This window comes from Crocosphaera watsonii WH 8501, from assembly GCF_000167195.1.
GTDB classification, from domain to species: Bacteria; Cyanobacteriota; Cyanobacteriia; order Cyanobacteriales; family Microcystaceae; genus Crocosphaera; species Crocosphaera watsonii.
The window spans coordinates 1-22612 of the sequence record NZ_AADV02000052.1 but is presented as its reverse complement, the minus strand read 5'-3'; the positions used below and the strand labels follow the sequence as shown (position 1 = coordinate 22612).

13 protein-coding genes and 3 pseudogenes are annotated in these 22612 nt (G+C 35.4%); 6 read left to right on the top strand and 10 right to left on the bottom strand.

Annotated elements, in window-relative coordinates; all coding sequences use genetic code 11:
- Both brxC and CWATDRAFT_RS18755 read right to left on the bottom strand, forming a co-directional pair.
- Nucleotides 1-3492: BREX system P-loop protein BrxC (gene brxC / locus CWATDRAFT_RS18760; protein WP_007306520.1), on the bottom strand; the 3492-nt coding region annotated here is incomplete at its 3' end.
- Between the two features lie 13 nt (nucleotides 3493-3505).
- Nucleotides 3506-4114, bottom strand: a complete 609-nt coding sequence (locus CWATDRAFT_RS18755; RefSeq protein ID WP_007306519.1) for a DUF1788 domain-containing protein — start codon at nucleotides 4112-4114, stop codon at nucleotides 3506-3508.
- Between the two features lie 171 nt (nucleotides 4115-4285).
- Between CWATDRAFT_RS18755 and CWATDRAFT_RS18750 the strand changes: the two genes are divergently transcribed.
- Both CWATDRAFT_RS18750 and CWATDRAFT_RS36020 read left to right on the top strand, forming a co-directional pair.
- A complete protein-coding gene (locus tag CWATDRAFT_RS18750; protein ID WP_198139003.1) occupies nucleotides 4286-5155 on the top strand; it encodes a tyrosine-type recombinase/integrase in 870 nt (289 codons plus the stop codon).
- A gap of 158 nt (nucleotides 5156-5313) precedes the next feature.
- Nucleotides 5314-6185, top strand: a pseudogene (locus CWATDRAFT_RS36020) (IS630 family transposase).
- Nucleotides 6186-6376: 191 nt separating this feature from the next.
- Here the strand turns inward: CWATDRAFT_RS36020 and CWATDRAFT_RS31845 are convergent.
- Nucleotides 6377-7939 (bottom strand): TM2 domain-containing protein, encoded by a 1563-nt coding sequence (locus tag CWATDRAFT_RS31845; protein WP_198139002.1) that lies wholly within the window; start codon nucleotides 7937-7939, stop codon nucleotides 6377-6379.
- A gap of 275 nt (nucleotides 7940-8214) precedes the next feature.
- On the opposite strand from CWATDRAFT_RS31845, the gene CWATDRAFT_RS18730 reads away from it, so the two are divergent.
- The 3 genes from CWATDRAFT_RS18730 to CWATDRAFT_RS18720 all read left to right on the top strand — a co-directional run bounded on the left by CWATDRAFT_RS18730 (nucleotide 8215) and on the right by CWATDRAFT_RS18720 (nucleotide 12591).
- Nucleotides 8215-8496, top strand: a complete 282-nt coding sequence (locus CWATDRAFT_RS18730; protein ID WP_007306515.1) for a MerR family transcriptional regulator — start codon at nucleotides 8215-8217, stop codon at nucleotides 8494-8496.
- A gap of 166 nt (nucleotides 8497-8662) precedes the next feature.
- Nucleotides 8663-11533, top strand: a complete 2871-nt coding sequence (locus CWATDRAFT_RS18725) for a DUF3987 domain-containing protein (protein WP_007306514.1) — start codon at nucleotides 8663-8665, stop codon at nucleotides 11531-11533.
- Nucleotides 11416-12591 (top strand): hypothetical protein, encoded by a 1176-nt coding sequence (locus CWATDRAFT_RS18720; protein ID WP_007306513.1) that lies wholly within the window; start codon nucleotides 11416-11418, stop codon nucleotides 12589-12591. Before CWATDRAFT_RS18725 ends, CWATDRAFT_RS18720 begins: the two co-directional genes overlap by 118 nt.
- Nucleotides 12592-12874: 283 nt before the next feature.
- On the opposite strand, the gene CWATDRAFT_RS18715 is transcribed toward CWATDRAFT_RS18720, so the two are convergent.
- From CWATDRAFT_RS18715 to CWATDRAFT_RS18695, 4 genes and pseudogenes are all read right to left on the bottom strand, one after another.
- Entirely contained in the window at nucleotides 12875-13108 is a 234-nt protein-coding gene (locus CWATDRAFT_RS18715; RefSeq protein WP_157134113.1) for a hypothetical protein, read from the bottom strand.
- A 466-nt stretch (nucleotides 13109-13574) separates the two neighbouring features.
- Nucleotides 13575-14290: pseudogene (locus tag CWATDRAFT_RS36015) on the bottom strand (IS630 family transposase); the annotation flags it as partial.
- A 29-nt stretch (nucleotides 14291-14319) separates the two neighbouring features.
- A complete protein-coding gene (locus CWATDRAFT_RS18700; protein WP_007306510.1) occupies nucleotides 14320-15846 on the bottom strand; it encodes an IS5-like element ISCwa2 family transposase in 1527 nt (508 codons plus the stop codon).
- A 150-nt stretch (nucleotides 15847-15996) separates the two neighbouring features.
- Nucleotides 15997-17244 (bottom strand): MFS transporter, encoded by a 1248-nt coding sequence (locus tag CWATDRAFT_RS18695; RefSeq protein WP_007306509.1) that lies wholly within the window; start codon nucleotides 17242-17244, stop codon nucleotides 15997-15999.
- Nucleotides 17245-17432: 188 nt separating this feature from the next.
- On the opposite strand from CWATDRAFT_RS18695, the gene CWATDRAFT_RS18690 reads away from it, so the two are divergent.
- On the top strand, nucleotides 17433-17891 hold the full coding sequence (locus tag CWATDRAFT_RS18690) for a TolB family protein (protein WP_007306508.1): 459 nt from the start codon (nucleotides 17433-17435) through the stop codon (nucleotides 17889-17891).
- Here the strand turns inward: CWATDRAFT_RS18690 and CWATDRAFT_RS18685 are convergent.
- From CWATDRAFT_RS18685 to CWATDRAFT_RS18670, 3 genes and pseudogenes are all read right to left on the bottom strand, one after another.
- The gene (locus CWATDRAFT_RS18685; RefSeq protein ID WP_007306507.1) at nucleotides 17888-18211 is read right to left on the bottom strand and encodes a muconolactone Delta-isomerase; all 324 of its coding nucleotides are present in this window, start codon (nucleotides 18209-18211) and stop codon (nucleotides 17888-17890) included. The genes CWATDRAFT_RS18690 and CWATDRAFT_RS18685 overlap by 4 nt on opposite strands.
- 340 nt (nucleotides 18212-18551) lie before the next feature.
- Nucleotides 18552-20036 (bottom strand): IS1380-like element ISCwa5 family transposase, encoded by a 1485-nt coding sequence (locus CWATDRAFT_RS18680; RefSeq protein WP_007306506.1) that lies wholly within the window; start codon nucleotides 20034-20036, stop codon nucleotides 18552-18554.
- Nucleotides 20037-20431: 395 nt separating this feature from the next.
- A pseudogene (locus tag CWATDRAFT_RS18670) lies at nucleotides 20432-22161 on the bottom strand (IS1634 family transposase).
- Between the last annotated feature and the right edge of the window lie 451 nt (nucleotides 22162-22612).

Sequence of the window (22612 nt, the reverse complement as noted above, 5' to 3'; positions counted from 1 at the left end):
ATCACTCAGGCTCGGACCGCTCCACATCCGTTCATCTAGCAGCCATGCTTTATCAAAACTAACCTTAATCGTTTGACTAGATATATATTGAGTCTTTGACTCTTTAAACCGACTGTTTTTTCCTGATAAAGAGATAGTATATTCTCCATTAGATTGATTTTTACTAAGATAAATTTCTTCAACCCAGTTAGTCATCTTTGAGAGTAACTGAGGATAAATATCCGTTTCAAACTGCTGAGAGGTACTGCGAATCACAGCAATCAAAGATTCTTGGGCAATTGAACTTATATAGTCTTCAAAAGATTTAATAAGTTCTTGTTGTTGTTCCCTTGAAAGTTTGGAAAACTCTGTCATATTACTCATACGCCTTTGTAAAACCCTGATATTTTCCTGCCATTGTTCAATTTCGGTTTTAACTTGTCTTGATATTTCTGCTGTTACCAACTCCATTAACCCTTTAACTTGCTGCATTCGATTTCCTTTAAAACATTGGGTATCTTCGAGTGCTGTTGTTATTTGGGATAAGTTATCGCCAGTAATATAATTAAAGTTAGATTTTTGAGAGTCTAACAAATTTTTGGCCTCGTCATAAATCTGTTTTTGTCCTCCCTGCATAAAACTACGAATGGGATCTATCACACCCTCTTTGAAATCCAATAATTCATCTTCTTGACGGGATAAATCAGTAAGATACCATTCATAAGGTTTGCTACAAATATCATCGAAGGTTGTTATAACGGGTTCTAGAATTGATAGAAAAGGATATTTTTCTACTTCTAATAACCTTTCTTTAATAAACTGGCGAAGTTCCTTAAATCCTTTTTTGGTTTTCTGATAAATAGCTTTGGGTTCATTCTCTCCACAAGGTTGATCAAAAAAGTCCTTATAAAATTCCTTAAGTTTCCGTACCTGCGAAGAAGTAAATTCTTGTTGTGGCTGTAATAAAATATTATTATGATTACGAGAATTACAAATAGCCTCAGCTAATGCCTCTCCTTCTAATGAATTGCCCTCTGTTTGTATTTCTAGTTTTCCTCTCCCACAAAGTTTAGCCACCACACATAAAATTGCCCCCTCACTCCAACCATAGGGTTTACCTTCAAAATGATCAGTCAGAGACTTCATTGAGGTACGCAACCCCCGTTTCTCGTTCATTTGAATAAAGCTGAAAACCTCCTTTTCCGATTCACTTAAAACCGTTACATCATTGACAAATAAACTGTCTTGAGACTGTTGTAGAAAGTCCTTAACTTGTTCGGTTTTGTAAGTCACACCTGCTAACATTGTAAAATTATGATAGACACGGTTAATTAACTCCTGAAAACCTGAAATAATCCGATTTTTAGCATCATTATTACTAATTTCTAACTCAGTTCCTGCTACAAATAATTTAGCTGTTCCTAATAAAGTTTTAATTCTATTTTTAATCTCACCATAACGTTGTTGATTACCTTGATTTTTTTGCATTAAAATGCTTTTAACTGCTTCCTGTTGAATCACTGAAATATTTTGTTGAATATATTTTTCCGTCCTTTTATACATCATTAAATCACTGACTAAACGGTCATCAGAAGGAAGAATAACTAATAACTCATCTCGTCCCATATTTTCCATCTGTAAAGTTTGTTCTTGGTCATGTTGCCCAGAAAACGGTGTAATCACTTGGATACTTAACTCATATTCCCGTTTATAAAGTGTCCCATCAATTTTACGAGAGTAGGGATACTCTTGTGTTCCCTCTCCATTGCGAATTTTTGACGTTTTAATAATCTCATCAAAGATTAAAGTATTTAACCCTTCCAAAACCTTACTTACTTCAACTTCTGTATTTTTAATTTCCTGCTCAATATCTTTTTCCTTATCCGTTAAATATTCGTATAAGTCACCTGTTCGCTGAATATAAATTTGCTGTTCTAGTAAGTTTAAAGCTTCTTGAACTTGATTTCTTAACTTTGAAATATCTTGCTCAAATTCCTCTAACATGAGAACAGATAGATTATGTAAATTAGCCTTGAATCCTTCTACATATTTAACCAAAAATAATGCTTTTAGAAGACGAACAGCAAACTGATTAGTCAGATTATCTTCTGCTAGAATAATCGCACTTTGAATATTAGATTTTAAGGTTGAACGAATACCTTGGAACATTAAATCAAAAGTAGCCAAGCGACCAATTTCCTGTTCTTCAATAGAAATAGCAACCTCTTGGAAAACCCCCAACATTGAACGTTCCCCCACCGAACTATGTTTTCCTTCAAAGGCATTATGTTGGGAAAGTCCACGAATAGCAGACTGAAACAGGGTAAATTGATAAGGAATAAAGGGATAACAGTGAACAAAATGGTCTTTATCCTGAAAATTACGATATTGATGAGAACCATCCGTAAATTTAAACAGCGTGGGGAAATTATGTTGCTGTGCCTCAAAAATTTCTGAAAGGATTTTAATACCCTCCTCATTTTTCATCAACAAACGTTTTTGTATAACTTCTGCCACATCACGGCTGGTTAACTTCATGCGATTAGCAAAACGGTCTTGAATTTTGGAAAAATCCTTAGTTTGATGACTTCCCATTTCTCCTAATACCGTTTCCATATCTTCTTGTGCTGTAACAATGACCCAAGCACGACCTTGACATTTAGTGGCTAAACTTTCAGCAATGGTTTGAAGATTGGTCATTAGTTTGACATTTTCTGCAATATATTGTCCCACTTCATCTACAAAAAAATTAAGCCGAAAATTAGGAGATTGTTTATCAATAAAAGCCTTAACTTCTTTAGCAAAGCCTTCAATAGATAAGTTATAATCTTGACGATACTGATCTAAAATTCCTTTTGAATCTTCTACTGCTTCCCCTGTTATTTCAGCATAAGCAACGCCAAGATTTTTCTTCTCTAAAAGCACCTGTTCCCGTCCCCGTTCCCAAGGTTTTCCAGACACCTTTTCATAGGCTATTTTGAAGTCACCATAGAGTTCTCGACTATCTAAATCTTTTTCAAACTGAGCAATATAACCTTGTTTTCCATAATAACCAGACGCTTCATTAAAGACTTTGACAAAAACCGATAATAAGGCATCAAATTCGTTTTTACTGGTAACATCCGCTTTTTGGTCAATATTAAAAAGAATACTTTGAGAAGGAATAGTAACGGCTCGTTTTAAATCCCCCTGTAGAATCTTATTATCATGACATTTAGGCAAAAATCTCTCAATAACTGGACGACTTTTTACCCTACGATTTTCTAACAACAATGCTAACATTTTCAACAGGTGAGATTTACCAGAGCCAAAAAAACCAGATATCCAGACTCCATTTACCCCTGTATAATTGTTATAAGCTTCTAAAAAATCCTCTAATCGTTTTTCTACTTCATTAGTGAGAACATACTCTTCAAGTTCAATATGAAGACTAACCTCATCATTAGCATCAGCTTTAATTACCCCTTCAATGGGACGATCTACTTGCTTATTAAAAATAGTTTTTAACTTCATAATAAAACTTTCCTTAAACTTTGTATTCGTAAATATTGAATGCCCGATAATATTTGTCATCCTGTAAAAGTCCAAACAAATCGAGGGAAGCTCCCGACTCCAGAGAATGGGTATATTTTCCTGGAAAAAACATCACAGTTGGTTTATCCTTAGCTCTACTTTGTAGATTATTGAGAACATTATGGGAGCGAATATAAGGGAAAACTTCACCAACCCCTGATAAGAATAGAATATGGAATTCACTGTCTTGAAGTTTTTTAGAAATAGCAGGAATGAGATGTTCCGCAGAATCCAATACATTTTGTAAAAGTTCTTTTAACTCCTCTTTAGATACCGACGATTCTACCTCAAGAATTTGTTCAAATATGTCCCGTTCTTGGAGCAATTCAATAGTTAGATCGTAGAGGTTAATTTCTAGTACATGAACTCCTTTTTGATGCAATTGCTTGATCAACTGCTTTTGAATTTGTTCCATCTCCATACTGTCTTTTGGTTGATAGGGGCAGATAAAAAAAGGAACTTCATTGCCAATTCCCTGCTTCTGAAGAAATCGGTTTCCCGACATCACCGATAATAAATGTTCAAATCTCTCGCTTAATGGTTTAGTTTCTAGAGAAGACATTTAAGTTCCTATCTATTAATTTTGAAGTCATTTACTGTGAGCGGTAATAATTTAGGTTTGAATTTTTCCTTAGTATTCCCACTTAATGTCGTCAAGGTAACAATGCTCTAAAAAATTTCTCATTGCCAACACCCCAAAATAGAGATATTTTAATAATAACGTCTTACGTTATTGAAAACCCCGATTATCAAGAGCGACATGAAACGGGATGTTCGCGCTCTAGAAAATTCTTTACAAGCTCCTATTCATCGGCATTTTGGCGATTTAGATGCTCCTCCCAATGTCTTAGCTCATTTGTTGGGTGACTTGCGATCGCCTCACACGAAACGGGCTTATAAGCGAGATATTGAGCATTTTTTTGAGGTTATGACGGGTATTTCCCCTAATTCGGATACGATTTTAGAGTTTCTTCATCTCCCTTGTGCTAATTCCGTGAGGGTGGTGTTACGGTATAAGGCGTTGTTGTTTGAGCAGGGGTTGAAGGAGGCGACGGTGAATCGTCGTTTGGCTTCGATTCGGGCGTTAGTGGCTATGGGACGGAAGTTGGGGGTCTGTGATTATACGTTAGAGGATGTTAAGAGCGAAAAGGTGCGAAAATATCGTGATACGACGGGAATTCCCCCAACGGATTATATGAAGGTGTTGGCGTTGTGTGACCGAGAGACACCGGAGGGGAAACGGGATTATGCGTTGTTGAAGCTGCTTTGGGATAATGCGTTGAGGCGCAATGAGGTTAGTTTACTGAATGTGGGGGATTTTGATGTTAATCGTCGTCAATTACGGATTTTAGGCAAGGGTAAGGGGACACAGGCTGAGATCATCGGTTTAAGTCAAGGAACGACTCCTGCGTTAGGGGAATGGTTAAAGGAGAGGGAGGGAATAACAGAGGATGATCCGTTGTTTATTGCCTTAGATTTCAAGTATAAGGGTCGTCGTTTGGGGGGAGATGGGATTTATAACCCAGATTCCGCACTTCAAAAAGTAGCATTAAATACTACAAGCCTGGGGTTAATAATTAAGTATAATTGCTTAAGCTCTTGAGGACAAAAAAGTGGGATAATTGCTTAAGTTGTTTCCTCTGTAAAAAAAGAGCGAAAAATGTCTTATTTAGAAGAAATACAAGTTATAGCAGTCGAAGCATAGATTAGGACATTTTGGGTTAAAATAGGAATACTAAAGAAAATAGGATAAACATTACAATGCCGGCTCCATATAGTTATGATTTAAGAACAAAAGTCATAAATGCGATCGATGAAGGAATGACGAAAACTCAAGCCAGTCGTTTATTTGGAATAAGTCGCAACACAATTAACCTTTGGTTAAAGAAAAAAGAAGAAACAGGAAGCTATAAAGCTAAAGTAGGATATCAAAAAGGATATAATCGAAAAATCAAAGATTTAGACAATTTTAAGCAGTTTGTTCAGATTCATGGCAGTAAAACTCAAGAAGAAATGGCAGAAATCTGGCCCACTCCTGTTAGCGATCGCACCATAGGAAAAGCATTGAAAAAAATTGGCTATACTAGGAAAAAAAAACTTACGGATAGAGAGAGAGAGATGAGAAAAAAAGACAAGAATTTAGGACAAAAATCGGAACAAAGAAGAAAGAAGAGTTAGTATATATTGATGAATCAGGGATAGACAATAGAGAAGATTATGGATATGGGTGGAATGAAAAAGGGAAAAGATTTTATGATTTAAAGTCAGGAAAAAGAAGTCTGAGAGTAAGTATTCTGAGTGCATTGTGCGAAGGTAAATTAATAGCACCTTTAACATTTGAAGGATCTTGTAATCGTGATGTGTTTCAAAAATGGTTAGAAACCATGCTCATTCCAAATCTCAAACCAGGTCAAATAGTAATCTTAGATAATGCTACTTTTCACAAGGGAGAAAAAATTAGACAATTAATTGAGTCTGTTGATTGTGAATTACAATACTTACCACCCTATTCACCAGACCTCAATGAAATTGAACATTATTGGTTTCCTATTAAAAATAGAGTGAGAAAATCACAAGGAACAATTGAAGATTTTCGAGAACGAGTGGATCTTGCTGTTAAATTAACGTCCTAACCTATACTTCGACTGCTATATCTCGCCATAAGCAGCTTGATACGTTGATGATTTATGACGATAATCGAGGTAAAGACCAAGAAGAGTTGACTGAGTTGTTGTCTGGGTTGATGGAAGGGGAAGAGTAAAAATCTAAACTTTGTAACATCTTTAGTACAACAAGTCATATATTGGTTATGAGATCAGTTTAGTTATACAGCAATTGACAGAGGTAGAATAGTTGGTTGGCTAAACAGTCCCCCACCTGGTATTTTTAGTTGAAAATCTTTGCTATTTAATGGAATTTCAAAGACAATAGAAATGTATTTTTCTAACCCTGGTTGAATTTCAGTAAATACTAATTCTGCTGTTTTATCTCCTGACATAACTAAGGCTGACATTCCTTCAGAAGATACACTAAATTCACGATTTTTATCATCAAGTAAAACTATCTGAGAAGCCGAGATGGAACGAGTTTTTGGACTATCATTCCGAACGATTAAATGACTAATAATAAAGTCACCACTGGTAGTAGTGCAATCTCCCATTATTCCATTTATTGTGTTTTTCCGTTCTAAAGAATCAATAACATAAAGAGTTTGATCGATAAATGCCGCCGCTACTGGCTTACCTTTATGAATAATACAAATAACATTAGGTAAGTTTTTAATTAATTCTTTTCTTTGTTTTTCAAGATTTTCTTGATTCTTTTTATATTGATCAATATGAAGTTTTGCAGTTTGGTAAGCCTGAAGATGATGAGAGATCGTATTTAATACTTGTATAGCTTGCGAATAATTTTCCTGATTAGCAAAAATTGCAGCATTCTTTAGTAATTGATCTGCTAATTTTTCTTGTTTTTCTTGTTCTTGTTTTTGTTTTTTTAGTTTTAATTCCTCTTCTTTTTCTTGTTTTGCTTTTTCTTGAGCTAGTTTTTTATGCTTTAAAGCTTCTTCATATTCAGCAATTTTGATTTGAGCTTCTTCATATATTTTGGTATTTTTTTGAATTAGTTTTAAAGATATTAATGCAGGTGACAACAATCCTGCTTCTGCCGTTTTAACTCCTGTTTCAAACAATTGATAGGCTTTTTTCTCTCTTTTTTCTTTCTCTTGTATTTCTCTTTCAATTTGTTGTTTTTTAAATTCTTCTTCATATTCAGCAATTTTGATTTGGGCTTCTTCGTAAAAATTTGAACAAGCCTCAATTTTTTTTAGCCTGATAATCGCTTTTTCAAAATTTGTAAGCGTGGCTTCTTCTATTGCGTTATAAAGTTGTTGTCTATCAAAGTTATTTTGATATTCATTAAGCTTCTCTTTAAAAACTAAACTGATGTCACAATTAGTTAAAGAATACACTGATTTTAACTCTTTAACGGCTGATTCAAAATCATTATCTAAAGCATATTCTGATGCCTTTTCAAGAGCGTGATCAATAACAGGATTCTCAGATGTTGAAACTTTGTTAGCTATTTGTACTGCGTTTGTGTGATTATACTTATCAATTCTATTCATTAATAAACAGGAATCAATCCAAGCTCCTATCATTATAAAAGCTAAAAATGATTCAGATTGATGATATGCTATTAAGCCAATCCCCGTGTAAATTGCTCCAATTAGATAATCTCCAATATAGTAACGGTGTCCCCCCAAATAACCTAAAAAAAATCCTAATATTAATTGTATTTTTTTTCTTTTTCTAATTTTATTCATTAATTTTTTGAACATAATTTGTTGTTCTCGATTCATTGGTATCATTAATTCAGCTTCTCCCAAATTATCTGGAGTATTAAACTGATGAATTATTGATTTGAATTTTTTAGTAAATATGTTCTGCATGGCTTTAATTTAGACAAAAATTTGGAATTAGGGGGTTTCTTGAATAGTGTTCCCAACTTGTGCCAGTTAATTACTACTTTGTTACGAAAATACTGTATTCGCTTTGGGGGATCTCAAAGTTGGCCTTAAAATAGGGGTAGAGAGGAAAAGATGTTTTGGTCGAGAAATGTTATAGATTTTGTTTTAATTTACTGATATCTTTACTTTGACCCATGATTACTGTTAACTCCCCTAACCAAGTGCCATTAAAACCTGAAGATTTCGATCCCCCTTTGAAGCGAAAAGAACCAAGTGTCCCAGGATATTGGACAGTCAAGGAACTAGCGGAAGAATTAGAGGTTTCTCGGCGATATGTTCATTATTTGATTACAGGAAACCCTAAAAATAGATTGCCACCTCAAGTAAAAGCTTATAAAGCTGATTCTGTTTATCTGTTTGCTGATGAGGACGCATTAGCTTACATACAGAAAACTCGCCTGAGAAGAAACGCTTAAAAAAAATTTACATTGCCATTCTATGTATTGAACCGCTATAGAGTTATACTTGAGTGCGTAAATGTGCGAAAACTCAGCCCCAAATTGCGATGAAACAATTAGCTGAGTTCTGCACTTTGTATTCAATTACTATGTACCGCAAATATCGGGTACAAGGATAGCGTATATGTATAAAGATAGCGTATCTGGGTGTGGACAGGCAAGTGCGCCCCAAAATCAATCGTCCTCAAAATCAACTCAGATTGAAATCAAATTCCCTCAATCTCCTTCAGACTGGTCATTAGCTCTGTCAGAAATTCCTGACAATTGGGTATTAACTCCGGTAAAAGATAAACGACCCTTAAGACCGAATTGGCAAGAGGAGGAGGCGATCGCCCGTTGTGACCTCATCGAATTACTGGTCGCTGGACAAAAATTAAAAAGCAGTAACGGTAAAGAGTGGCACTGTCATTGGACAGGAATCGGATTAAGACTAGGAACAGTATCAGGTGGGGTACTAGCCATTGATGCGGATGGAGACTTAGCCGAGGCCAAATTACAGGAACTATCAGGAGGTGACTTACCCTTAACCCCCTGTTGGACATCAGGAAAACCAGGACGGCGACAGCTACTTTACCGTATTAGTCCCGAATACTGGGAGAAGATAAAAACCGTAAAAATCGATTGTGGCCAAGGACAGCACTTAGAATTTCGGTGGGATGGCTGTCAGTCGGTGTTACCTCCGTCTAAGCATCCAGAAACTGGACAATATCATTGGTTAGTATCCCCTGAAGAAAGCGCACAGAGAAATGCTCAGAACCAAGAACTTACAGAGAAAAATGGTGAGGATGTAGCAACGGCGATCGCACCAGATTGGTTAATCGAATTTCTACTACAACAAAATCAACCTGTTTATTCTGATTCTCCGTCCTTAAAGCTTCCTTGTACAGAGAATAGTTCATCAGAAAATGCTCCCCATAAGCCTGTAAATGAGTTACAAGGGGGACAAACTCATTCTGATGAGTCTCAACCCATTTACCCCCCTGTTTACTCCTCTAAGGGGACATACAGCCCGTCTCAGAAATGGACAGATGAAGATTGGGCGAGATCCTATCTCGAAGCCTTAGCATCTTGGAGAGCCGACGATTATGACCAATGGGTACAAGTGGGGATGGCTTTACAGAGTGTGTCTGATGGGTTGTTGTGGGACTGGGAACACTGGAGTCGGCAGTCGAGCAAGTATAAACCAGGGGGCTGTGAGCGCAAATGGCGTTCTTTTAAACCCAGTAAGGGGATTAGTATTGGTTCTTTAGCTCAGTGGGCTAAAGAAGACGGCTGGCAATCTCCCTTTAAATCTCAATCTTCTTCGTTCCAGGAAACCCTTAACAGGGAAACAAGCCCTTCGGAAAGTTTAGGGAATCACTCAATGCGTCCCAGAGGGCAAAACACAGGTAAGGTTATTCCTCAACAATCTAACAATATAAATGGAAAAATAGCTCCATCCTATTCTCAGTCTTCTACCCATGTTTCTGACAATTCTGTGACTAATAATTCTTCTAATCCATTCACTAATGAACAACAGGACACATTAGAACAAGAGCAACAGTTAACACTTAAAGAAGCCGTTACCCGTTTAATCATGAAGGGAGTAACGGGTTCTGACCGTCAAGAAGCCCTCTTTTATCTATCCTGTCAGTATCATATTCCCTCACAACAATTAGACCGTTATTGGCAACAATTAGCCCAAGAACTTGACGTAGAACAGATTAAACCTGAAATTATTACTCAAGTTCAAAACCTGCTATCTCGTCGAAACTATCGCTTAGATCCCCAACAAATCTTTTCCCAAGAATTTGCTCAATTAATGAACAATTGTGCTGACGCAATGCCAGGGCCAGTGGAAGGATTAATTGTTACCCTTCTAGCCACGGCTGCATCCTGTGTGGGAACAGGGGCAGAAGTAGTGGTTAAAAAACGTTCTGGGTATAGTCAACCTTGTCTTATTCGTACCCTATTATTAGGGGAAACAGGGGAAATGAAGTCTCCCTTACAAAAGATTATTTTAGCTCCCCTGAAAAAGCTAGAAAAAGAAGCTCTCCAACAATATCAACAAGAGTTAAAAGATTATGACGCAGCCATTGAGCAAGGAGAGAAAAACTTAAAACGACCCCAAAGAGAGCGATTTATGCTCATTGATTGTACCCCTGAAGAACAAATAAGAATTCATGCCAAATCTCCAAGGGGATTTTTAGTTCATCACGATGAATGGGGAGCTTATTTAAAAGGATTTAATAAGTATCGTAATGGTAAAGGAAATGACCGAGAAATTGATCTATCCGAGTTCAATGGGGATATGTATATAAGGGATCGGGTGAATGATGACTCTATCTTCTTAGAAAAGATGGCGGTTTCTCGTAGTGCAGGGTATCAATTAAGTCTGATGTATAACTTAATTGAACAACAAGATGACTTAGATGGGTTTCTTTCCCGATGGTTAATTTCAGCCCCCCCATTTCCCCCTGCCTATAAAAACTTTGTTGACGATGAGGGGAATGATGTTGAAGTATTTCAAGACTTACTTTATTCCCTTTATCGTGGGTTAAGAAAATTACCATCCAGTCGTTATTTCTTAACCTTAGAATCCAGGAAAATTTTTCAACATTGGCAACATTATTTAGTCGATTTAATGAACGCAGAAACTCATTTGAGTCTCAAAGGGATTTATCCTAAGTTAGAAGCCTATACTGTGCGATTAGCCTTAGTGCTGCACCTAGTAGAAGCGGTACTATTAGGACAAGCACCAGAAAGCACTATATCTGGTGAAACCATGAAACGGGCGGTTTATTTAGCCCAATACTTCTTGATTCAAAACCAATGGGTGTATTGCCGTAAAAATTCTGAAACAGAAGGTTTGTCAGGGTTTATGGCAGAAATTCAGCAATGGGCGACCAAGACAGGGGGGGCGATCGCTGCGCGTCAAGTAAAGAATGGCATTCCTGTATCAACAAATGTAAAAAAGCGACCGCCGATTTTATTCGGAAATTATTCAGCCAATTAGCAGAAGCTGGATACGGGATTTTACATGGTAAGGGAATCCATTTACGCTATGAGGCAAAAACTATAACCCAGTCTCAGTTTAATCCAGTGTACTCCACCCCATTTGGTCATCAACCATCCGTAACGAAAAATGAGGTTAATTCAGAGTTAGTATCAGGGGTAGGAAATAAAACTCAATCAACAAATCAACAATTTGAGTCGCCACCCCCCTTAATACCTGATCAATCAAGGAATGTAGGTCAAACTAAAAATGTTGATCGCCTCCATCAACAAAAATCTACATCAACAAAATCTGGATTCTCATCTCTAGGGACTACTACTGTAAAAGAAATTGGCAACGAACCGTCTTTACTCAAAGTGCCTGTCAGGGTGGAAATTCTCCCTAACCAGTGGGTTGATGGTATGGGCCACCCCAACGAGAATGGGAACATTAGTGTGGAATTAGAGAACCATTTTTTGTTGATCGTCCCTCGGTCGGTTTGTCATTTTGTTGATGTTGATAAAAATGTTGCACCGTCTATCAACACCGTCAAAGTTACTCATCAAGCGGAGTTTAGCCAAAATGTTGATTTGTTGATTGACCAAAGGCCAACGGATGACAGCACAGGGCAAAATGTTGATTTGTTAATTGACCCCTGGTTGGTGGATGAATTAGAAAAACCGCAGCCAAGGGATAATGAGAGTATCTTGACTGAGATTAATAATAATCAACAGAATCCTGGAGATAGCTCTAATGGGAGTGGGACATCGAACCAAGAACCATTAACGGCGGTCTCGCTACGCGAGTGCTGCCGCACCGCCAACTCCGAAAATATCCAAGCATTATCATTATCCGATATTCCTTGGGAGACATTTCCAGATGGGACATTCAATGGTAGACGTGGCAGACAGCTTGCTCAACAGATCCAAACAATCCTCCTCTCTCATGATTTATCGCAACTGGCTCAAGTTATTCAAGGAGAGTCCTTTACTGAATCTATGATAATTTGGGTGATTGAACATCTGATTGAACCAGCCAAACGTCAACTGTTTTTGGGCAATCTAATAATGGATTTTTGAGTAATTTTAAAACAAAAAAGTTACTAATAGACTTTAAGAGCCACTTAACTCAACTCATCTAACTACGTCTAAAATCTAGATAGGTTAAGCTAGGCTTTTAGGTAATGTTTAGTCAAAGAATCTGAATCAGTGGGAGGTGATGGTAGTTAAATTTCGTATTTGGGGAATTCTAAAAATAATCAGATTGATTCTGATGTATACGATGTAGTCAACCAAAACTGCCAGTTACGAATTTCACCACATTAGGACAAAGTTAGTATGTTTGAATTGTTTTGGAATATCATTACCTTTCCCTTTGCTGCTGTTCTAATTTTTGAACTCGCTTTTCTAGTTGATTAATTTTTTCTAGCATCTTGACAGCATCTACAGGAATACTCCAACCAACAGCAACACTCAGAGCGTTAATCACAAATTCATTAACACTAGAGTTAAGGATAGATGCTCGTTCTTTAATTTTTTCATACAGTTCTGGCTCATTGTCCATACGAATATTTAGCTGAATTCTTTCGTTAGCCATGTTTTTCCTTTCACCCTTACTAGACAAATTCTAGCAGGGGAGAGACTACTCAGCATCAAAATGCTTTCCTGTTTAAGATTAGCGGTCATACAGTTTTCGGGAACAAGATCCTGATTGTTGTAGACACAATTGTAAAAACTTGTAAGCTCTAGAGTATAAAACGACGAATAGAATTTAATATTATTAAATACTGGAGGGAGCAAATACCTGGGCTGATGTCCCAACCCCTGCGATCGCTGAATAGGGCGTTGTTAAGATTAATAACAAACCAGTTAGTGTTTTTTTCAACATTAGAGAAAAAATAGTATTTACCTTAGTATTTTCGTACTGTTTAATGAAACACCCCTTTGGTGTAGAAATAATGTCGAAACGTTTTTGGGGTGTATGTAAACGTCATAAAAAGTCTGATGATTTATCAAAAAGCTTTATAGTTAAAAACAAAACTTTATAGCAGTCGAAGTATAGGTTAGGACGTTAATTTAACAGCAAGATCCACTCGTTCTCGAAAATCTTCAATTGTTCCTTGTGATTTTCTCACTCTATTTTTAATAGGAAACCAATAATGTTCAATTTCATTGAGGTCTGGTGAATAGGGTGGTAAGTATTGTAATTCACAATCAACAGACTCAATTAATTGTCTAATTTTTTCTCCCTTGTGAAAAGTAGCATTATCTAAGATTACTATTTGACCTGGTTTGAGATTTGGAATGAGCATGGTTTCTAACCATTTTTGAAACACATCACGATTACAAGATCCTTCAAATGTTAAAGGTGCTATTAATTTACCTTCGCACAATGCACTCAGAATACTTACTCTCAGACTTCTTTTTCCTGACTTTAAATCATAAAATCTTTTCCCTTTTTCATTCCACCCATATCCATAATCTTCTCTATTGTCTATCCCTGATTCATCAATATATACTAACTCTTCTTTCTTCTTTGTTCCGATTTTTGTCCTAAATTCTTGTCTTTTTTTCTCATCTCTCTCTCTATATCCGTAAGTTTTTTTTTCCTAGTATAGCCAATTTTTTTCAATGCTTTTCCTATGGTGCGATCGCTAACAGGAGTGGGCCAGATTTCTGCCATTTCTTCTTGAGTTTTACTGCCATGAATCTGAACAAACTGCTTAAAATTGTCTAAATCTTTGATTTTTCGATTATATCCTTTTTGATATCCTACTTTAGGGTTTGCTGAAAAAGTTTCTCCAAAATTTATGCCACTTTTGACCAAGAATTTTCTGACAAATCAATAAGTTTTAGTACATAAAAATTGTTTAAAGTATAATCAAAATTAATGAAAGGCGGTTTGATGAGTTCCCTTGTTCTATTATTAGTAAATAAGGACAAAAAAAGCGACAAAAACTGCCTCAGAAGTTTAGAAAGATTGACAACTAAAAATGTAATAGCAATAGATGTAATGGAGGTTTCAGGGAGTTTTGTCATCACGAGATTTAGGCTAAATCTTCGTTTAGCTTGTCCAAACTTTCCCTCAATAGCATTACGGAAGCATTCATCGGAGTGGGCTTGTTTCTTTTCTTCTTCACTGACATTTTTCGGAGGTCTTCCTAACTTCGGACCACTGATTCTTATCCCTCTTTCCTTACACCAATTTCTGTTTTCCCTAGTTCGATAAATTTTATCTACATGGACGGATTCGGGATAATAGCCAAACGTTTCTTTATACTTTTCTACTTGTTCTTTTAAATGACAAGATTCATTGAAGTTTTCCCAACTTATTTTGCCTAGAAACACATAGTTATCTACACAGCTTACTGAGAGTTTAGCTCCAAACTCTATTGGTTTTCCTGCTTTTCCCCTCACTATTGGACGAATATGCCGTTGAGTTAAACTTACAATTCTTTGAGGAACACTCTGGGTCTTATTCTCCCACATTGACTGTTGTTGTTCATAAACTTTTTTGATAGTCTCTAGACAATTTTTCTGTCTTTTACTCAGATTTTCCAGGGAAGCCCCAGCTTGAATTAAGTCTTCTATATTTCCTAAATTTTTCTTAAGGTATTTTAACTGTTTCCCGATAGCTTTTCTTCTTTCTTGATAAGATACTTTTCGTTTTTTAGCTACTTTTAAGTATTCCTTTCTAGCAATTTTTCTAGAAGTTCTCGGCTTTTTTCTCAATTTTACTCTTAATGGTTTATAAAGATTATCTATTATTCTTTCTGTCTCAATTCTGGCTTGATTTAATATGCCTAAATCCGTTGGGTATTTGATGTCTGCTGGCGCACAAGTCGCATCTAAAATTAGTTTACCTTTGTTTTTTATTTTTTCTCCTTTTTCTTGGAGACAATCCTTTTTTTTTACTTCTTTATCACTCTTGTCTATTTCTCTTTTTACTATTTTTTTATTGATTTTGTTTATCAATTCTCCATCAATTCTTTTCCTAAAATGAACTAGCATTGAAGATTCCAGTGGTGGCTCTTGTTGATAACAATTTAAACCTATAAAGTATTGTAGATAGGGATTTTCTCTAATCTGTTCTATAGTTTCTCTATCACTTGTTCCTAATTTTTCCTTAATAATTAATGTCCCTAATGCCATTCTAAATAGTTTGGCTGGCGCACCTTTTTCTGCTGAAAAAAGTTTAGCATATTCTTCCTCAAAATCATCCCAAGGTATCAACTCTGCCATGATTACCCAACGATTATTGGGGGACAATTTGCCCTCGAAAGGTAATTCAAATTTTTCTGGGGGCGGTAAAGGTTGCTCCTCTTTTCGATACATTTGTTCTTGACCAACAACTGGGAGGTGTTTCTACCAATTATAGCGGTTTGTAGCCGACAAAGCTGATCTTTTTTGCGATCGCGAATATGGGTGTAACCTTTTAAAGAATAGGGTTTTGCTTTTATTCAGCAAACCCTAATTATTAATGGTTTAATCATCAAAAGCATATAAATCTTTTTCCTTACCTAAAGCAAAACTAAAAGAAGTCTGAAAATTATAGTTAGATTGACTAATGAATAAGACAAAAGCGACCAAAGCAAGACTACCAGTAAATGTAAAAATAGTTTGATAACTTAAATGACTTCCTAAGCTTCCTACTAATGGACCAGCAAAAGCCATTCCTAGATCAAAACCCCCTAAACAAACAGAGTAAACTCGTCCTCTTTCGTAGGAAGAAGATCGATCAGAAATTAAAGCAATCATCATCGGTAGTAAAGTTCCTGCACCAATACCCTCAAAAATTGCTGCTAATAATACTTGTCTGCCACCTGTTGCCTGTGTTAACAAAATCATAGCAACAAAATAACAAATAAGACTAACTGTTATTAAAGGCCCACGTCCATAACGATCAGAAGCAGGTCCTGAAAAAATACGGGAGGAAAAACTAGCGATCGCTGCTGTTGTGTAAAACCAACCGGCACTAAATCCTAAGTCTGTTTCTTCGAGAAATAAAGGTAAAAAGGTGATCAAACTCCCAAATAATAAGCCAATCATCAATAAGATTAAAGCAGGTATTATTAAAGAATGACTAGATAACATCTGCTTAAAATTACGACTATTGCCTTGAGAAAAAGTATTTTTTGGTTGGTTAACACAGGATTTTTCTGGAATTGAAAATAATAAAGATAAGCCTAAAAATCCGAAAATTGCTGAAGTAATAAATAAAGCAGGATAACCTGAAAATTCTTTTAAAGCACCACCTAAAGCCGGTCCAATACTCATACCAATAGGATTAACTAAACTCATATAACCAATTAATTCCCCTCGTTGTTTGATGGGGGATAAGTCAACAACTAAAGCACTATAAGCTGTGGTAAAAGCAGCAATACTTACCCCATGAATAGCACGAACTGCAATTAAAGGAAAAACCGAGTTAATTAATAAATAACCAAGAGGAGCAAGTCCTGCTACAATAATGCCAATAGAAAGCACTAATTTACGGCTTTTTTTGTCAGCTAAATAGCCCAAAGAAGTACGAGAACAAAGTAATCCAATGGCAAAACTACCCATCACTAAACCAATCTGAGAACGGGTTCCCCCAAGTTCTCTAATGTAGGTGGGTAAGGTAGGCAATAGGTTGGTAATGCTAATCCAAAATGATAAACCTATGACCAGCAAAGACCCTAAGCTGCGTCTTTGTGGAGGTTGGAGACTGTTATAAGCTGTTAAAATACTCACAGATACTAGCAAATGTTTACATAACTTAATATTAATCTATAATCTTGGTCTTTTCATCTATGTTGACGGATTGTGCTATGGGGGGATAGTCTAGAACAGTAGACTTTATCACGGAAAAAATAGGTTTGCTGTTGTCCATAAAAAATACAGTTTTACCAATTTTTATCTTTCCTATTTTACTAATAGGGATGGGCTTGTCTGGCTGTCGTCATCCCCTTCTGATCACCCCAGAAATACCCACAGGAGGACTCAACACCAAGTCCCCTGAAGAATACCCAACCTATAGCGGAGATGGTCGTTATTTAGCCTTTGCTTCGGAACGTCAAGGTCATCGGGATATCTATCTTTTTGACTTACAACAAAAACGCCTTGTTTCTTTACCTAATCTTAATCGTAGAGATTCCAGTCAAGATCAACCTGGGTTGAGTTTTGATGGACGTTATCTGGTTTATGTTTCCACGGAACGGGGTAAACCAGATGTGATGGTTTACGATCGCCGGGTACAAAGATCGACTCTACTCACTGCTAATGTTCGCGGTTCTGTCAGACAACCTACCATTACAGGGGATGGATCTCAAGTGGCCTTTCAAACCAGTCAACTGGGAGAATGGAATATTGCGATCGTTGACTATCAAACCTCGCCTTAATTTTTTGCTTCGTTTAGCCATTGGTTGACATCGGCAGCAAAGTCTTCATAACGACGTAAGGATGTCACTTTAACATTAACATATTGTCCCATTGCTTTCATAATAGGTAGAGTAAAGAGGATTTGATCAAGGATATCGGGAGAATCTACGTTAACAATAGCAATAACCCTTCTTTCCCCTACACATTTCCATGAATCTACCACAACACCAGCTTTTTTGGCTTCTAGTACCGTTTCTGCTTCTTTTGACCAAATGGAGAAGAGATCGGTTTGAGTCATGTTCGGACCGTATTCTACCTGAAAATCGAGAAGATAAAGCATTTTCTCTCCTTGTTGTTACTAATTATTGAGAACATATTTCAACTATTTTGTTCCTCACTCATAGTAACAATTAAGGCAAGATAGACAATGCTTAACCCGGATTTCTCACAAATTAATTTGAAAGCCCAATCCAGAGATGAAAAATGATAATTTTTAGGACTAATAGAAATTTTGAATATAGATGAATAAAAAAATTGACTTTGATTATCCAAAAATTGAGTTTAAGAGGGAATAATTATATTAACTTTTGATTTTCTCCACTATAAATAAGACTAAATGAAAGTATCAGTCAGTCAACAACTTATGATAGATATCTTTTTTAAAAAACAACTTATTCTACTTATCCAGTATTAGGAATAGTTTTAATTCTTTTGTTAGCAATATACAAAATATCTTGATAAGGACAAGCACTAGCTATAGCGATAATAATTCTTCTACAACTAATCTTTATTCTGGCTCCCAACTTAAGAAGATTTAGACGTATTCTTCCCACAGTTGCTTTAGCCAATGAAGTTTTTTTTAAACAGTGTTGACGAAAAGCATTTATGAGAACATAAGCCCAGGAATGTATCCATAATCTTAGTTGATTACTTTGAAATGTTTGAGTTGAAGTTCTATCAGCTAACAAGTCTAATTGTTGTTCTTTAATCCGATTTTCCATCTCGCCTCTCGGACAGTATTTTTTTGTATAAAGTTTTGAGGGTGGAATTTTTGAAGCGGGCAAAGATGTCACCACATGGCGCATTTTTAAGCCATCACTTCCATAACAAACTTTTGTCACTACTCTTCTTTGACAACTCCATGACTTTTCTGTTTTATAACTAATAGAGCGATACCAAGTAGAAATTGGTACTAATTTTTTAACTTCTTCTAAATCTTCTTTTTTCTGAAATAAACTATCCATTAATTCAGTTATTGGAGCTAGTTTTTTTTCATATTCATGTTTGGCTTTTTCAATTACATCATCCGCTCGTAACTTAAGAACGCCATTTGTCCCCATAGCTATAACATAATCAACTAAAGGCTGATTTTCACAAAAATAGAAGATTTCTTCACGGGCATAGGCACTATCACCCCTAACTAGGATATGAGTCTCTGACCATTTTTCTCTAATTAGTCCGATAATTCTTTGTAATTCGTCTAAGGCTCCATCGGCTGGATCTACATTAGATGAACGAAGTTTAGCAACTAATAAATGATGCCCACAGAAAATATATAAAGGAGCATAACATACTCCGTGATAATAACTATTAAAAAATGCCCCTTCTTGATTACCATGTACTTGGTCATCCGTGACATCCATATCTAATATAATACTTAAGGGAGGTTTTTTATAAGACTCTAAAAAAAATTCGACAAAAGATTTTTCAATGGCTTCAAAGTTGGGTTCTATTTTATGATAACGACTCGTTTTTTGGTCGAGAATAGTCTCAGGACAATATTCCAATCTATTAATTGTACTTTTTCCAGCTAACCATCCCTTTTTATCTTCAAGTTCATTAAGCTTTTCTAAAGCGATCTTAAGGGCAGGATCGTGACGTAATTTATCATGGTCATTGACATCTTCATAGGCTAAAATAATTCCATAAAGCCTTTGTGCTAATAACTCATGAACGGAATGATCTACATAAGATTGATGACGATGATCTTGAAAACAGTTACCAAACTTCTCCGTAATTCCCAGTTTTTTATCCAACTCAGCTATCCAGACAATCCCCGCATCTGAAGTGATTAGTCCCCCATCAAAATTAGCGATTATTTCTTTTCCTTTCTGTTTACTAAAGTTGATTACTTGACGAGGGGTTCGGGGATAACTCGGACTCATTAAATCAGTTTAAGGTAAATTGCTTTAATAATTAAATTATAGCATATTTTATTCTAACAATCTAGTACTATTAGAGATTTTATTAATAATTTTTTTGGAAAAATGAGTGATTGATTTATCTTTTCATCTTTGTCTAATTCGGGTTGATTTTAACCCAGATTCCGCACTTCAAAATGTAGTATAAAAAAATACATAGTTTTAAAAAGTCCGAAAATCATACCTGGGCAAGAATATTTCTCTTTTCATTAAATTTTTAGGAAAAATAATCAAATTAAGAAGATTTATACTCATTGAAAACTTAGCAAGACTCAGCACAAACGAAGGAGAGTTTCCTCTTCTCATTTGATATCATTAGACTCTTATTCTTTTATTATTTTTGCTTTATCCAATTCAATTTATAGATAATATCTTTCACAAGATGCAGGTAATAAACTCAATATAAAACGCCTTTCTTCTGTTAAATTGACAATTTGTTTAACTCCGTTTAAAATCACATAATGAATATCTTGAAAACATTGAAATATCCACCTCAAAGTCGGACGCAATGTTACTTTCCCTACTTGATTATTTATTCCTTTTTTGACTCTTTTTAAACAATTTCTTAATTCTCTTTGCCCCAAGTTATAAATCAACAAACACAAAGACATTAAAAATAACATTGTTTCTATTCTTTCTGGTTTTTCAACGAAGAAACTATCAGTAAAAAATAAGGGATCTTTCAAAAATCGAAATCCTCTTTCCGTAGATTGCTGGTTTTTATAAGTTATCAGAATTTCACTAGCTTCTAATTTATTTTCCTCTACTAAGTTAGTTGCTAAAATAAATTTTCCTGCTTCTTTAGTCTTTCTACTTAGGTGATTTCCACACTTGAATATACCTGCTTTTCCAATTATTCCCCCCTTTTTAAGGGGGTTTAGGGGGGATCGTAAGGGATCTCCTTTATCAGAAATCACCTTATCTCTTTATCTTTTTTGATGATCAGACTAATCATTTTATAACTCTTTTCCTTTTTTTTCGAGTAAGTTTCAATCAGTTCAACTTCTTTTATTTCCAACAATCTCAATTTTTTATTAATAGCTTTTAATTTATATCGAGCAGCTTGAGGATGTTCAAATTCTTCAGATTGTATTTCTTTAAGAACTTTTTGGGATTTCTTCTCTTCTTGGGAAAGTTGTTTTTCTAGTTTTTCCAAATCACTTTTCTGTCTTTTTTCACTCAAGACTATTAACCAAGTTTGCTTGATTCCACCATAAGTAACAATTTCTTCTTTCCAGGTATAACTTTCTAAATTTAGGTCACTTCTTTTTTCTTTATCTTCATCTTTTACTTCTTCCACCTCTATATTTTGCACTAATTCTTTTGCTTTTTTTATGGTCATTGGAACTCTCGTTATCCATTTTAAATGTTGGATTAGTTGGAGATTTTCTTGACCATATAAAGCACTATCACAAACCATGATACTATCAAACTTTATTTGCTTTTTGAATTCTACTAAAACTTTTCCAAATACAGCTTTATCAGATTCATTTCCATCTCCTACTCTCACAAATAATGGAATATCTCCATCTTGGCTTGTTATTAAATCCAAGACACATTGTTTTAAGTCTGGTCTATGATCCCGAGAATATCCTTTCTTAATAAGAATTGGTCTTTCTTTAATAATTTTTTCTTCTTCCTGTTTCTCTTTATCTTCTTCCCTTTTATATTCTCCATCTAAATGAAATGATGTGGAATCTAAATGGGAGTATTTAAGGTCTATTTTAATTTTTTTAATTACTTCTAAAACTACTTCAATAAAAATATCATTTAGTCCATATTTATATAATTCATCCATTACTCTCCCAATTTTATCATCATTAAGGTAATCAGGTTTAATTCTTTCTCCTAACAATTTCTCAATGGCTTTATCTTGAAAAAACTGACTGAATAAATATAGAGGTCTTGAAACAAATCCTAGTCCATTGATTAAAATAGACTTAACTACTGTACCTGCTGAGATTTTTTCTCTAACATCTATTCCTAATTTATTATTAATTATTTTGACTATTCCTATTTCATCAATTAAACCAGCTACTATCCCTAAATGGTCTAAATTTTTAACTTGTATTTCTTCTAAATAAGACATTTTTCGCTCTTTTTTTACAGAGGAAACAACTTAAGCAATTATCCCACTTTTTTGTCTTCAAGAGCTTAAGCAATTATACTTAATTATTAACCCCAGGCTTGTAGTATTTAATGCTACTTTTTGAAGTGCGGAATCTGGGTTATATGAGAGAGGGGTCGATGCTGCTCCCAAAAACATACTCAATCTTGTCTAAACTTACTCATATTAGTAGAGAGTAAGTTTGAGTAAGTTTTATATAGCGGTGTAGCTACTCTGATTGAAGTCTTATCTCGAATACAAGCCCATCAATTAATCAAACAACCAGCGCAACTAATGGCATTTAGACTCGTGCAAATTTTGCACTTCTATAAGGTAGTCTTAATAGAACCTTAAAGAGCCTAGCCAAACCATGTGTGTCTATGTATATTTTTCATGCAAAATTATGTAGCGGTCGATTTATTCCCCCCCCTCC